We start from the raw sequence: 13,920 nt of genomic DNA on the forward strand, positions 1-13,920 counted from the left end.
GCCACCGGCACCTTGACCATTGGCACCTAAACCGTTACCCGCGCCACCGGCACCTTGACCGTTCGCACCTAATCCATTGCCAGCACCACCGGCGCCTTGACCATTGGCACCTAAACCGTTACCCGCACCACCGGCGCCTTGACCATTGGCACCTAAACCGTTACCCGCGCCACCAGCGCCTTGACCATTATTGCCTATGCCAATCCCTGCCCCATCACCTTGACCGTTTGCACCTAAACCATTACCCGCACCACCTGCACCTTGACCGTTTGCACCTAAACCATTACCCGCACCACCGGCACCTTGGCCATTGGCACCTAAGCCGTTAAACGCCCCGCCAGCACCTTGACCATTGGCACCTAAACCGTTCCCAGCACCGCCAGCGCCTTGACCATTCGTACCTAATCCATTGCCAGCATCAGCTGCATCTTGGAGATTTGCGTCTAATCCACTACCCATCCCTTGGTTTCTACCATTCCCATTTAAGGCTAAGCCATTATTTCCGCTCAAACCGCTGGTATTTAAACCAGATGAGGAATTTTTATCACCAGTGTTTGTTCCTTCGTTTAATCCTAATACTGATGGAGGTAAATAAGTGGATTGTAAAATGGTTGGAATGGAACTATGGCCTGTTTTTAGTGCCTTTTCGGCAGCTTGCTGATTTTGCAGTGTTTGCAGTTTGGTATATTCTTCGGAAGCATTCGTGCCACCCGGGATCGAGCGAATATTACCTGGCAACGTCGTGATGCTTGAACTACCCCCAGGCTGAGTTAAACCGCGGTTTAGCACGATGAAACCAATAACAGTTGTTACGGCCAACACCAAAAAGGTAAAAATAATCACCACGCGGGTGCGGGTATTTTTAAATAGTCCTTTAATATTGTCTAATCGATTACCCATCTCAAAATCCTGATAAATGAATGGAAATTAATTTACCGTGATCACTCAACAGTACTGTCGGGGTGCGTTGCAATTCATAAACATGCGTCCCATCGCCAGAATTGACTGTAGTGATCCAGCCCGGTGAAATCACATTGAGTTGTGTCCGTAAATATAATTTTTTCTGAATTAACCACGCTTGCGCATCGGCGCCAGTGACTTCGAGTTCTTTACTGCCAACAGGAGCCACGCCACTAATTAAATTCAGTAACAAAGAATCTCCAGCCGCAGGTAAACCATCGCCATTAGTGGCTGGTTTCGCATCGGGGCCAAATCCGGGTATACGTAAATCGACTCGATAATCGATCGCTTGCTGATCGGGCACTAAAGTTAGCATGACGGGTGTAGCGTTTCCTTGTAATTTCACCATGAGATTAGCGACAGTGGATACCGTTAATGCCTGGATCATCATCATATTGTTTTTCTTGTTCCAACTAATATTAAAGGCACGCGGATTGCCTAAATCGTAGGCTTGAATAGGCCAAGGGGCGCCAGTAGCATCTAAAAATACTAAGGTTGAAATAAATCCCGCGTATAAGCGGATGACGGGAGGCGTGGAACCGGGAGATAAACTCACGTCCATCATTCGCGAAACCGGTCTCGGCGGTACGCCAGGAATGGTAGAAGCCGCACGTTGCGTTGCATTAAATAAATTATGCAATGTAACAATTTCTCGCGGAGACATTGGCAACGATTGCGATACTAAATTAGAAAATGCCGTATTGTGCAATTCTTTCGGATCAATTTTCGCGACTGGAGGTTTTTGCGCGGTAGAAGCGTTATTTTGTTGTTGAGCTAATTGGTTTTCGATATTGGTCATATTATCGGCAGAAGTCGTATCGCCCGAGGATAATGCGGCTTCTCGTTGTTGCAAACGCTGGCTAAAATATGGGCTAACCGTTTGAGCCACGGTGGGTGGTGGCGATTGATTACCTGAAATCCAACTCGGTTGCGCCATTGCACTGAATGGCGTGAAAAATAAAACGCTGAGTAGCAATGACTGGATTGCTTGGAAAATAGTAATGTTATTCATCGCTTTCATCATTCAGTGAGTCATCCTTTATGCTGATGGCATTCCTTCGCGTTGACTTGCAACAAATTGCGCGACAGCGACTCCATCGGGGTAATTCAACCGTGATTCGCGCACGACTAATAAGGTTACATCGTAGGCTTGTTGGATTTGTTGTCCTGAGCCGCTGTGTAATAATACGAGCATAGGCAACGATACTTGCCATCCGTAATGATCGCCCAAAAGTCCTTGTTGCAAAATTTGCGGACTCCCCGTAGCCACCGCACTCATAATAAAGTGACGATCAATAATCGCTTTTAAATTGTTAGAGGCTTGTAATCCTGCAACAAATTGTTTCCAACCATAAGGCGTAAAATTATCGGATAAGCGCGTTAACGCATCGCGATAATCAACATAGTTATACGAATACGCTTGCATTGCAACTTTGGTTGCCCATTGTGCGATGGCAGAATCGCTCAAGACCGGATCGGTTAAAGGTTGGAGTTTTACTAAACGACCATCTGCCGTTGTGGCAAAATAAACGGGTTTTGGCGGATGGGTTAACACATAAAACAGTGTACCCACTAGGATAATCACAATAAGTAAGGTAATTAATAACGCCAACGCCAGCCGACGATAATTATCGCGATAAAAATGATTACGAAGTCTTACAATTTCGACTGCATCATCTGACATTGCCCCAATGCCCTCTCGTTACGTATAAAATAGAAATCGTTACTCTACAAGATCTTAGCGAATACCTTTTCCTACTATATCAGACTGTGTTCAACATACAAAGCACGATTAAATGCTCATCTGCAAAATTTAGTTTTAAGTGTTAGAGGTTGATATGAAACGCGAAATTTCAATTCCTTTCGGATTCTCTAAGGTGGACACTTGGATAATGAGCAGTGAAACAAGATAGCTGGCAACGCGAGTTTCACTGGCACTTGTAATCGTAACTAAAATTGGCATTTGCACATGCCAAGTATATTGCCCATCGGTATATTCCCGCATATCTAAAATTGGCACCCCGCTCACCACCGCGGATAAAACCAATTTTTTATCTTCAATTTGACCTAATACACCGGCATTGGTAAGTTGATCTAAAAACGAAGTCCATCCGCGATCGGTAAACGAGGTTTTTATATCATCTAATTGAGATTGGTAATTAGCAAAATTTAAACTGTAGGCGCGGATGACTTTATCGATAGCCCATTTTAGCACGGTTGGATTGGATTGATTGGGTTTTAATAATTCCGTTAATTCGACGGATTGCGTTTTACGCGAAGTTTGATCGTACATTAAAGCGTAACTCGGCGCTAAAGACTGATGGGTCACGTGATATAAAAGAATTAATGCTAAAATTAATACTGTTAATAAACCCCCAATCAATCCCCGTAAAAATAAACGCTGTTGGTAATAGCGATATAAATTACCGATTTTTTCTTGTTTTGTCGTTTGGGTAGAAGGATTGGTTTTAGCCATGTGACTTCCTTAGCCATTAACTGGCTGGCATTGCCAGTTGGCAACACGATGGGAGTAAACGCAAACTGATTTCGATACGACGATTTTTTGCCCGACCATAGGCAGTTTGATTGCTGGCAATGGGATGAGCATCGCCATAACCTACTGCATACATCATTCGCGTATCCGTACCTTGCGCCCATAAATAATCGACTATGGCTTGTGCTTGTTGCGTGGTTAACGCCAGTGCGCGCTGCGCGGAAGGCGAAGGTGCGGTAAACGCAGCGACTTTTACTTCAACTTTGCGATAGCCCCGCAATAACGCAGCAATATCATTTAACAGAGGATCCATTTCACGTCGGCGATTGGGTGAGTTTTCATAAAAGAATTTATTCGCAGGCAAGATTAAAACAACATTGTCGCCAACGGCAATCACCTGCACTCCATTCGACATTAATTTTTCCAGTGTGGTTTGATGGCGTTGTAAAAAATGCCCGACCGTGGTGCCAATAATTCCCCCAGCAATCACGCCGATGCCCGCACCAAAACCTCCTCCAGTATAAGCGCCAACTGCTGCGCCACTTGCGGCTCCCACTAATGCCAAACGTTGGGTTTTTGATAAATACGTGGGTTGACGAAAATAGGTGTGCTCGTTTAAACATGCCGTGATGCTAAACGACAAGCATATAATCACGACGATTTTTAAATAGCGCCATTTGAAAGGTGATAAGTCTATATCGTAGAGCATTTTTGCTTATCCTTGCGACTTCGGTTGCAGACACAAAATAAGCTTTCATATTAGCATCAGTTTGATAACAAATAAAATTTCAAATTTATTTATAGAGTATGTTATAGTTATTACAATAGTATGACTTTCTAATTAAGATTAATTATCCATGCCAACCGCTAAACCATTTCCTACTGTTAATTTATTCAATCTAATGCGCATGACGTATCAAAACAAGGCCGATTTTATTGAAAAAGTCACCCAGCGATTTGGCGATATTGTGCAATTTTCCAGTTTTTTTGATCAAAATTATATTGTTAACACGGAATCTGGTATTCGTCATGTTTTATTAGATAATCAAAATAATTATACAAAAGAAGAAACGCATTACCAACGTCTGCGTTATTTTTTTGGGCAAGGTTTATTGACTAATGAAGGTGAGTCTTGGAAATCGCAACGTCATCAATTACAACCTTACTTTCATTCTCAGCAAATTAATCATCATGCTGAACTAGTGGTGCAAGAAACCCGTGCGCATATGGAAAAATGGCAAGACCTTGCTAAAAAAAATAAATCTTTCGATATGGTGCCAGAAATGTTAACACTGGCGTTAGTCATCGCGGGAAAAGTTTTGTATCACGTGGACTTAAATCAACAAGCAGATTTTATTGTACGTAATATTATGATATTAAATCGACACATCGTAAACACAGCCCCCTTTATTCCTTGGTGGCTTCCCACTTATCGCAATATTCGTTTTCGAATCGCTTTATGTCATGTTCAACGCACTATTCGTGAGATTATTACCACACGACGTTCTCAGCCAAATTCACCTGCTACTGATTTATTACATCTCGCGTTAAATGCTAAACAGCCGGATCAAGTTTCCCCTATCAGCGAACAACATATTTTTGATGAAGTATTAACCTTATTAGTAACAGGCCACGAAAGTATTGGAACTCATTTAATCTGGACATGGTTATTGTTGTCACAATATCCACGAGTACGAATTCAACTGCAAGCAGAATTAAAAAATGTATTAAATGGACAGTTACCTACTATTACAGACTTACCCAATCTTGTCTATTTGAAAGCAGTCATTCAAGAATCTTTGAGAATGTATCCGCCGATTTGGCTTATTTCAAGAAAATCAATTCAAGCCGATGAGATTGATGGTTATTATTTACCGGCAAATTCAAATGTATTAATGTGCCCTTTTCTCATTCAAAAACATTCTCAATACTGGGAAAACCCCCGACAATTTATCCCTGAACGTTTCTTACCGGATGCTAAGCCAAAATTTTCTAAACATATTTATTTACCGTTTGGAGCAGGGCCTAGAATTTGTATTGCCAGTCAATTTTCGATTGCACAAATCCAATTAATTTTAGCCACGATCGCTCAGCACTTTGAATTTGAACATTTGCTCGATCACCCCATCGTTGCTGAAAGTTTAGTGACGTATAAACCGCGAGAATTAATCATGCGCGCGCATTATCGACATCATTAAGCGTGCTTATCAGCCTTATTTATCCTCATCTTCCTCACGTTTTTTATTTTCTTCAGCGGTATTATCGTTAGGCATTTTAAATAAATCATCATCTAATAATAAATCATCGAAATTAGGTTCTGGTAAATCATCAATACTGAGATCGTTTAAATCCATTTCGTCAAATTTAGTTAATGTATCGGATTTTTTCTCGCTCGATTCATTAAGGAAATCAGGAAAATCCGGTAAATCGGGCAAGTCCGGTAAATCCAATGGCTTGAATTGCGAACTGGATTGTCCGCCGCCACTTCCGCCACTGCTAACAATGTTGCGCTGTTCGATAATGTGGTTACACACGTCATTCACAATTTCAGCAAGCTCACTGGCCGTCGGCATATTGGGAATAGGAGGTGGATAATACGTGGCAGTTTGCATATCTTTGATTACTTCTTCCGCAATATTAGTCGCATGTTTAGCCGCTTTACCGGTTAAGCGCTCAATAAATTCAATTTGTTCTCGCGTGGGTATTTTATTAATGATGGGTTCGGAGAAAATATCATATTCATTGGTTAAAATATCCGATTTTTTGCGGTGTCCTAAACGCATTTGGGTGAAAATATTTAATTGTTCATCAGCAATATCTTCTGCTTCTTCAGGATGCTCTTCAGCAATCGTATTATTATGAAACGCAATTAACGCATTCACACCACGCTCAATTGGCGCGACATCGGGATTTTCATTTAATTTTTTAGCGACTAAATTAATTTCTACATTTTCCATTTGCGTAGAAACAAATGTGTCTAAATTTTTATAGGCTTCTTCAAAACGAATTAACCGGCGTTCAAAATCAACTAACTTTTTCTTATCGGGTTTTTCCACTTTTAAAAATTGATTTAATCGCATGCGTTTGGTAGTGGGAGGATTGGCATAAAATAAATTGGCGCGCACAATTTTGGATTTGAAAAATACATGACCTTCACCCAAGCCTTGATCTTTTAAATCCAATAAATCAATTCTTGCACGTTTTTCAAACGAAGAACTGCGCGTATCCATGTAGGTGTTGGTAATACTATCTTGCTTAGTTTGAAAAGCATCGACTTTGGTCACATAAGCTTCGCCCGCCGTTTTCGAGAAAAACTCCCAGGTTTCAATGGGATCTTCTAATTTCATCGCAATTTTTATATTGGTGTTTGCACCAATGGATGCCGCTTCTTCTTTTGAGGCTTTTTGGAAAGCAGGTAAATCTTGTCCGGCAAATATTGTGGAAAATCCCAACGAACGCGCCTGTGCTGGTACCACGGCAAAACCTGGCACAGCATAATAACCGTACTCATCTAAAATACATAAAAATGACGTGGGCGAATTCGTCGGCTTACGTTGCACAATACTGTGATAATCACCCTCCACTTCATCGCCTAAGCCTGCTGCCATCATCGCTTTTAATGTTGCAATAATCACTTTACCCAAATTCGATAATTCATCGGGTGATTTTTCCATTGCGGGTAGTAACACGACTAAAATACGTCGATTTAACACGACGTCTTTCATGTCGACTTCGGCTAAATTGGTTCTGATAATGTGACCGTAAGTATCGGCAAGCGAAGTAAATACCCGCGTTAATTGCATGGTAATAAATCCATGCTGTTCTAGTACTTGCGGGCCTTGTTTACCTTTTTTATTTTTATCGTATCCGGGTAAATTGATTAAATAGTTGGTGATAGGTTCTAATACCACACTCGGCAAATGTTCTAAGCTTACAGGTTCCAAGCCACCATCGCGCGGAAACGATTTATCCATGACGATTTGCTCAAGGCGTTCTAAACTAAAATAATTTCGCACCGCATTGGCATCGAGCAGTATGGCACCTTGATCGCGCATAACAACTAAGACTTTCATTAATGCTTCCACAAACGAAATCGCGCGACCTTTCCACATATCGCCATCCGGCGATTGCGAAGATTGATCCATTAAACTAACGACTAATTGCGATAACATACTGGAAGAACCCATCGCAAACGGGTTCATGGTATTAGATAAACGTTTTTCTTGGGGACCCACAATATCGCGCGCACCGGTCATGAAATTAACTAACAGTAAATCATCTTCGCGCCCCATGGCACGCGTCATGGCGAAAATTTTAGAGTAAAGCGTATTATCGCCTTTACCATCGACGTAAATAAAACCACTGCCTTGCACTAACGCGTTATAGGCTAGAGAAATTAGCGCTTCGGTTTTACCACTTCCGGTAGAACCAAAAATTAACATGTGAGTGCGCATATCATCATTGCTAAACCACAGCTCTAGCCCCGTATCTTTTTCATTGCCTAAAAATAATATGCCGCGGGATTTTAGCGGTTTACCATTGCCTGGATTTAAATCGTTGTAGTCAAGGGTATTGGCGTGTTGAGGCATGCGAAAAGGCAGTGAATATTTGCGCGTGACGGTAAAACAAAAAGAAAAAAGACCAAATACCACCACAATATCAATAGCGGCAGGATAGACAAATATGGCGGCAGCACAGCATGTTAAGAGCACGCCAACACCTAGCGGATCGTAAAAAAAATCTTTAAATTTGCGCCCGAGTGTGCGCGTATCTCGCATGAGTTCGCGTGGATTTAATTCATCTTTGGTTTTAATGCCGCGCAATGACATGGCTGTTATTTTTCCTCGTCTGGAATATAAATGACTTCTTTGATTGCCAACTCTAATGCATTTACCGCTTCTTCAACCATCGGAGTTTTTAAGGCATGGCCAATTTCTTTTTCATTTACCCAGTGGGAAAAAATTCCGGCGACTTCTGGCAACGGTGTTTGACGACCCACCATGTTTAACGCATACCACAAGGTGCGATCGATGGGCTTAAGCCAAAGAAAATCGGCAGAAGCAAACACCCCATCTTGTCGAGCAAATTCGAGCATACTCATCATCACGGTAAACACATATCCATGTTGTTCTAAAATTTTTTTGACGGGTTTGGTATCAGCATATTTAGCGAGAAGATGTTCAGTACCCTGATAATTTAATTTTCCGCCACGGGCTGTAGATTCGGCGATGGTTAATAATAATTTTCGAGCGACTTTATCATCTCCATTGCCTTTTGCCGCAAATGCTGCAAATAACGCTTTGATATGTTCGGGTAACGGTTTTAGACCTTGCCAAGGTTTACCTAATTGCAAGGCAAACACTCGAAAAGCCGCACCTTTAATCACGCTGACGGTAGGACGTTGATCGCGCAGTAACATCCCATCAGTAATCGATTTGCGTTCTTCTTTGAGTAACTGATGTTTTTTAGCAAATGCCATGGGTTGCAAGGACATAGCCCAAGGACCTTCGTCGATATCTTGTTTGACTAAATTTAAATTGGCGATGGGCGTGATTTGCGGCCAAATTTTTAATTCGGCGCGAAACAAAGTTTTCATGTTATACCGAGAACGAAAACGAAATGAATCTGAACGCAAAATTAACACAATACCCAAACCTAAAATCAGCGCAGCAAAAGGATAACGCAGATAATCGCCCACCACTTCACACACCGCTAATAATGTACTAAAACTTACGTTAGCGGGATTCACTTCGTGAATAAATTTTTGCAGCCTAAGCAGGGTTGGGGAGTTTTGTACGCCACCAATGACTTTGCCAATCAGATCAATTTGCCAAGCTTTATAATCAAAAATGGTTTTAATGATTTGGGCTGAGAAGAAATACCAAATCAATCCCAATACAATAAAAACCAAGATCATAATCCATAATGGTGCGAGTGAATTATCTGCTTGTTGCCCTTGGGATTGACCCGTCATAGTGTATTTGACTCTCTAAGATTAATGGGTTATGCCTGTTCTTAATTACACAAGCAATCGGTTATCTTATCGATGATCGATGCGCTTAGCCTTCGTTAAGGATAAAATACCACACTGCTCATTTTCAAGTGCGTTTTGTCTATCTAATTACCTCAATCTAGCATTATAACCATAAAATTGCTGAGGTATAAAAATATTTCATCTTGCTGTAAATAGCAGTGACTTATACTGCACGAAGGGATGATTTTTTCAGTCAATCATGCTATAAATAACCCAAATTTTCTTGATGTAGCTATACCCAAGAAAATTCATCCGTCTGTATTGTTTGACATTTTTATTCAACTCATTTTTTAAATTTAGTTGAACCATCTATTGAAGAGGTAATTTATGATGAAAAAATTATTTTCGCTAACACTCACTTCTACTTGTTTAATTGCCGCATCCTCACTGGCTTTGGCAAACGCTCCCGCGGCAAAAACGTTAAGCTTACACACCAACCCCGATGCCAAATCGGCTGTGGTAAGCCAAATCAAACCTACCCAGACCTTAGTTGAAATTTTTCAGAAGAATGGTTGGGTAAAAGTAGGTAATCCTGAGAATGGTGACACCGGTTGGATTAAAGCAAGCGATCTGAACGCCTCTACCCAACAACAAGTAACTCAACAAAAGCTCATCATTCCTCATTTTAGTCAAACCATTATTACCGCCGTAACAGATAAAAATGGTCATACCACGTATAAAGTCGAACAATCGAATGATCAGAAAAAAATCTCACAAAAAGAGGCGGCCGATTTATTTAAACATATCCAAGAACAACAAACGCAATTTCAAGCGCACATGCAACAACTGATGAATGAAAGTTTTGCCACGTTTAATGATCCGTTTTTTACCCAGGCGTTTCCTCATGTTTTCAATCCACAACCCGTGCAAATTGTTGTCGTGCCACCGAATAATCATGTGACGATCACGCCAGAAACTAAAAAAGCAGCGGATAAACAATAGGCTGCCAAATAAAATAACCGCGATTTTTAATCGCGGTTATTTTATTTGGGACATAGTTTATTTTTTTCAAACTTATAATGAGTGACGGTGACGCCATTGTTATGAATAAATTCGTGGATATTTTCGGGCTTAATCGCACCTTCGCGAATGGTTAAGAGCTGGTTGCCCGAGCGATCGCGCGGATGAATTCCGCCTAAGGGAGGGATAATATCTTCTTCACGCACGTACAGTGCCACATACGCATCGCGACGGGGTTCTGCTTTTGCGCGGATCACGGCTTGAATATCGCGTTCGCTTTCATACACCGGACGGCCTATGCTTAAGCGCGTAATATTGGTGAGCAAGGCTTGCCATTTATTAAAATTATTACCATCGGCTTGATACAAAGACACATAAACAATTTTCATTCCAGCGCGTAGTTGAGAAGACGCATTGTCTAGATTGGGATTTAAAAATTCGGTGGCTTCGTTTAAGGTTTGGCGAATTTCATCGCGCATGGCGCGAATACGATTGCCAATGCCTTGAAAAAATAAGCTTATCGACCAATCAGCACTGCGAAAACATTTTTCAACGACTTTTAGTAAATTGCGATAAATACGGATTTTTTCTTGTTCGATTTCTTCGGGTTTGGCTCGCATGCGATCGGCGAAATTCAATTGTTCTACGGCGATTTCGATCGCAACATAATAATCACGGGCACATACCACGCAGATTTTTCGTTGTCTCATTTCTTCTGGAGTATATTCTCGCATCTTTTGACCACGATGATGTTCGGCGTCTAACTTGCGTTGCCCGTTGATAATGCTAGCTTGACTGATGGTCACGATAGCCTCCGTGATTTTTATTCGCTAGAATTAGAAAGAGAAGGTGTTGAATAGGGACCAGCAGCATGTGAAGAATTTGGCATCGAGTGTTCTAACATATGACTTCTACTCGAATCATTGCCTAGATCACGAAGACCCGCAATAGTGCTCATTTGTGACAAAACACGAGGCGCTTCATCTCGAGCAATTGCTGCTAATTTTTCTTGTAAGTTAGATATTGACATAACCTCTGAACCCAAATTACCAATGTTTTATTGCCGCACATTTATATAGTAATGCGAGTTCCTTGGCAATTTAACTTGCTCACAGGTCCTTTCGTGAACGCCCATATCGACTGTTTGAGTGAGAATGAAATCGTTACCTTGCACTAAACTCAAACACATTGTCATTACTTGTATTCTATACTAACTTTACCAAAATGTCTCGCACTTTTTCTTATTTCTTAGTATAGATGATTTTCGTCGATTTGCTTGGATAATTATTCATTTTTCAATTAATTAAGTTTAATCATACATTAATTCGTCTAATGGAGTAACATCCATCGAAGCAGCCGACTTCATCAATTCATACAATACATCCGCAATACACAAATAACGTAAGACATTGGGAGTAACTTCATCGAAAATCACGCGCACACCCAAAACCGATTTATCAGCCTCTTCAAAACTAATTCCAATCCCATAGCCCAAACACAGCGAACAGAGTTGATCGGCGCGGCGGGCGATGGCTGGCAATAAGCCGGTATCGGCAAATACTTCACGATGGGAAATCGGTCTATCGTTTAAGGTGAATTTAGCATTCAACACTTTGGCGAGTTTGACTAATTTTGCCGACATATCCATGTTCAAATCCACCAAGGCCGTGATTGTTTGCGTGGACCGGCGATATAAGTGCGTAACACGCGGAAAAATACGGTTACCGTATAACCGCGCCGATTGAGCATAGTAAAAAAGAATGTCGCAACAATAGCCAAGCAAATCGTCCAGACAGCAATATGAAGCAATGCAAATAAAATAGGAAAGCACGCATTCGCATCGAAGACCCAAAATCGCGCACTGCGCGCGGAATCGCGCCAATGGGTATCTGCTTTAAAACCGCCTGCCATGGTGGGTTCCTTGATAAAGTGAATTATTGTTATTAGTTTACCTAACTTGACAAAAGCTTACCATTCCTGTTTCAATGGATTTTGCTTTATTAACTAACGCTTAGGTAAGGGTAATATGACCATTGGCAAATTGTGCCTTTGCATGGCATTCGTGCTGAACATTGCAGGTTGCGCAAGCGTACCACCACCCCCGCAACAAGGAACAGATCCGGCAGCGATTAAACTTGCCGAAGCGGCCAGTAATGTGAGTCATTCATTAGTCGATTTGGCCGCTATCGAGCAAGCCGCCAATCCTCAAGCTCGTTTAAAACCTCCACCAAATCCCAGCAGTTATGGAATGGGCGATTTAACTTCCATCGATTGGTCAGGGCCGATTGGCCCCTTAGTCGCGAGAATTGCGCGCGCCACCAATTATCGTTTGCAAATTTTAGGCACTGAACCCGCGATTCCGATTGTGGTCACCATTGCCGCTGAAAATACACCACTGGGTGATATTCTCAGCGATGCCGGTTATCAAGCGGGTAGTCGTGCGGATATTGCGGTGTTCCCAAGCCGTCGGATTATTCAGCTACGCTATACGCCGGCCTAGACATTTAGGATTCATGTATGAAAATTCGCATTGCCACGCGCAAAAGCAAACTGGCGATTGTTCAAACTCAATTAATTATACAAAAACTGCAACAAGCACATCCCTCTTTAACTTTCGAAATGCGCGAAGTTCAATCGGCAGGCGATCAAATTCTTGATCAGTCATTAGCCGAATTAGGTGGTAAGGGTTTATTTGTTAAAACCTTAGAAGAAGAATTACTCGCCAACCGCGCCGATATCGCCATGCATTCATTAAAAGATGTGCCCCCAGAATTAAATCCACAATTCACTCTCTGTGCGGTGTTAGCACGGCATTCTCCGCATGATGTGTTAGTGAGTCCACATTATTCCAGCCTTGCGGCACTTCCCGCAGGCGCAAGTGTGGGCACCTGTAGCGTGCGCCGCAAAGCCGCGCTATTACATCAACGACCCGATTTAACGGTAAAGATGATCCGCGGTAATGTGGATACGCGTCTTAACAAACTGCACGCCGGCGAATTTACCGCTTTAATCCTTGCGGAAGCCGGTTTGACACGCCTGGGTTTAGAGTCACATGTTCAAGAAGTGTTGCCTATTAACACTTTTACACCATCGGTGGGACAAGGTGTTATTGCCATTGAATGTTTAAGCGCACGCCAAGACCTGTTAGCCATTGTCGACAAAATTCATGATCCCGAAACTTTTACCCGAATTTGTGCTGAACGAGCACTGAATCGGACGTTACAAGCGTCTTGCACGTCTCCCGTCGGAAGTTTCGCTCAAATGATTGAAGGATCATTGCAGCTGATGGGGGTGGTGTGGAATGCCAATGGCACCCAACGCATCGAAGTGCAGCAAACGGGAAATAGTCATCACCCCGAAGCCCTCGGCATCGCCGTGGCTCAAGCGTTATTGCAAAAAGGCGCTGCTCGTTTATTGCAGGAATAGCTATTGACTTTAAAGTAACATCTTGTTTCAATGCAAAGTAATTGTT

The 13,920-nt window shown here is 42.1% G+C and carries 15 protein-coding genes; 4 read left to right on the top strand and 11 right to left on the bottom strand.

Features of this window, described 5'->3' with window-relative positions:
- The 5 genes from KIT27_08085 to KIT27_08105 form a co-directional block, all read right to left on the bottom strand.
- Positions 1–900 (bottom strand): hypothetical protein (locus tag KIT27_08085; GenBank protein MCW5589603.1); only part of this gene is annotated, 900 nt, incomplete at its 3' end.
- Position 901: 1 nt separating this feature from the next.
- Positions 902–1,984 (bottom strand): DotH/IcmK family type IV secretion protein, encoded by a 1,083-nt coding sequence (locus tag KIT27_08090; GenBank protein MCW5589604.1) that lies wholly within the window; start codon positions 1,982–1,984, stop codon positions 902–904.
- A gap of 15 nt (positions 1,985–1,999) precedes the next feature.
- Complete coding sequence (locus KIT27_08095) at positions 2,000–2,644, bottom strand: type IVB secretion system apparatus protein IcmL/DotI (GenBank protein ID MCW5589605.1); 645 nt, start codon at positions 2,642–2,644, stop codon at positions 2,000–2,002.
- Between the two features lie 135 nt (positions 2,645–2,779).
- On the bottom strand, positions 2,780–3,436 hold the full coding sequence (locus KIT27_08100) for a DotI/IcmL/TraM family protein (GenBank protein ID MCW5589606.1): 657 nt from the start codon (positions 3,434–3,436) through the stop codon (positions 2,780–2,782).
- Positions 3,437–3,452: 16 nt separating this feature from the next.
- Entirely contained in the window at positions 3,453–4,163 is a 711-nt protein-coding gene (locus KIT27_08105) for an OmpA family protein (protein ID MCW5589607.1), read from the bottom strand.
- 148 nt (positions 4,164–4,311) lie between these two features.
- On the opposite strand from KIT27_08105, the gene KIT27_08110 reads away from it, so the two are divergent.
- On the top strand, positions 4,312–5,652 hold the full coding sequence (locus KIT27_08110) for a cytochrome P450 (protein ID MCW5589608.1): 1,341 nt from the start codon (positions 4,312–4,314) through the stop codon (positions 5,650–5,652).
- Between the two features lie 15 nt (positions 5,653–5,667).
- On the opposite strand, the gene KIT27_08115 is transcribed toward KIT27_08110, so the two are convergent.
- Both KIT27_08115 and icmP read right to left on the bottom strand, forming a co-directional pair.
- Positions 5,668–8,283, bottom strand: a complete 2,616-nt coding sequence (locus tag KIT27_08115) for a TraM recognition domain-containing protein (GenBank protein MCW5589609.1) — start codon at positions 8,281–8,283, stop codon at positions 5,668–5,670.
- 5 nt (positions 8,284–8,288) lie between these two features.
- A complete protein-coding gene (icmP, locus tag KIT27_08120) occupies positions 8,289–9,428 on the bottom strand; it encodes a type IVB secretion system coupling complex protein DotM/IcmP (protein ID MCW5589610.1) in 1,140 nt (379 codons plus the stop codon).
- Positions 9,429–9,815: 387 nt separating this feature from the next.
- Here icmP and KIT27_08125 point away from each other — a divergent pair, with 387 nt between their 5' ends.
- Positions 9,816–10,430 (top strand): SH3 domain-containing protein, encoded by a 615-nt coding sequence (locus KIT27_08125; GenBank protein ID MCW5589611.1) that lies wholly within the window; start codon positions 9,816–9,818, stop codon positions 10,428–10,430.
- Positions 10,431–10,471: 41 nt separating this feature from the next.
- On the opposite strand, the gene icmQ is transcribed toward KIT27_08125, so the two are convergent.
- The 4 genes from icmQ to icmT all read right to left on the bottom strand — a co-directional run bounded on the left by icmQ (position 10,472) and on the right by icmT (position 12,359).
- Positions 10,472–11,254: a Dot/Icm secretion system protein IcmQ gene (gene icmQ / locus KIT27_08130; protein MCW5589612.1), complete on the bottom strand. Its 783-nt coding sequence runs from the start codon at positions 11,252–11,254 to the stop codon at positions 10,472–10,474.
- 17 nt (positions 11,255–11,271) lie between these two features.
- The gene (locus KIT27_08135) at positions 11,272–11,478 is read right to left on the bottom strand and encodes a hypothetical protein (GenBank protein ID MCW5589613.1); all 207 of its coding nucleotides are present in this window, start codon (positions 11,476–11,478) and stop codon (positions 11,272–11,274) included.
- A 279-nt stretch (positions 11,479–11,757) separates the two neighbouring features.
- Positions 11,758–12,102: a type IV secretion protein IcmS gene (locus KIT27_08140; protein MCW5589614.1), complete on the bottom strand. Its 345-nt coding sequence runs from the start codon at positions 12,100–12,102 to the stop codon at positions 11,758–11,760.
- Positions 12,099–12,359, bottom strand: coding sequence for an IcmT/TraK family protein (gene icmT, locus KIT27_08145; GenBank protein ID MCW5589615.1), 261 nt, complete (start codon positions 12,357–12,359; stop codon positions 12,099–12,101). Before icmT ends, KIT27_08140 begins: the two co-directional genes overlap by 4 nt.
- Before the next feature lie 115 nt (positions 12,360–12,474).
- Here icmT and dotD point away from each other — a divergent pair, with 115 nt between their 5' ends.
- A complete protein-coding gene (gene dotD / locus KIT27_08150) occupies positions 12,475–12,948 on the top strand; it encodes a type IVB secretion system lipoprotein DotD (GenBank protein ID MCW5589616.1) in 474 nt (157 codons plus the stop codon).
- A gap of 17 nt (positions 12,949–12,965) precedes the next feature.
- A complete protein-coding gene (hemC, locus tag KIT27_08155; protein ID MCW5589617.1) occupies positions 12,966–13,874 on the top strand; it encodes a hydroxymethylbilane synthase in 909 nt (302 codons plus the stop codon).
- Positions 13,875–13,920 lie beyond the last annotated feature (46 nt).

It is taken from the genome of Legionellales bacterium, assembly GCA_026125385.1.
In the GTDB taxonomy this organism is placed as follows: domain Bacteria; phylum Pseudomonadota; class Gammaproteobacteria; order JAHCLG01; family JAHCLG01; genus JAHCLG01.

Coding starts and splice junctions, on each gene's coding strand:
- KIT27_08105 (MCW5589607.1), bottom strand. CDS start 4,163: ATGCTCTACGATATAGACTTATCACCTTTCAAATGGCGCTATTTAAAA.
- KIT27_08110 (MCW5589608.1), top strand. CDS start 4,312: ATGCCAACCGCTAAACCATTTCCTACTGTTAATTTATTCAATCTAATG.
- icmT (MCW5589615.1), bottom strand. CDS start 12,359: ATGGCAGGCGGTTTTAAAGCAGATACCCATTGGCGCGATTCCGCGCGC.
- KIT27_08100 (MCW5589606.1), bottom strand. CDS start 3,436: ATGGCTAAAACCAATCCTTCTACCCAAACGACAAAACAAGAAAAAATC.
- KIT27_08125 (MCW5589611.1), top strand. CDS start 9,816: ATGATGAAAAAATTATTTTCGCTAACACTCACTTCTACTTGTTTAATT.
- hemC (MCW5589617.1), top strand. CDS start 12,966: ATGAAAATTCGCATTGCCACGCGCAAAAGCAAACTGGCGATTGTTCAA.
- KIT27_08095 (MCW5589605.1), bottom strand. CDS start 2,644: ATGTCAGATGATGCAGTCGAAATTGTAAGACTTCGTAATCATTTTTAT.
- KIT27_08115 (MCW5589609.1), bottom strand. CDS start 8,283: ATGTCATTGCGCGGCATTAAAACCAAAGATGAATTAAATCCACGCGAA.
- dotD (MCW5589616.1), top strand. CDS start 12,475: ATGACCATTGGCAAATTGTGCCTTTGCATGGCATTCGTGCTGAACATT.
- KIT27_08090 (MCW5589604.1), bottom strand. CDS start 1,984: ATGATGAAAGCGATGAATAACATTACTATTTTCCAAGCAATCCAGTCA.
- icmP (MCW5589610.1), bottom strand. CDS start 9,428: ATGACGGGTCAATCCCAAGGGCAACAAGCAGATAATTCACTCGCACCA.
- KIT27_08135 (MCW5589613.1), bottom strand. CDS start 11,478: ATGTCAATATCTAACTTACAAGAAAAATTAGCAGCAATTGCTCGAGAT.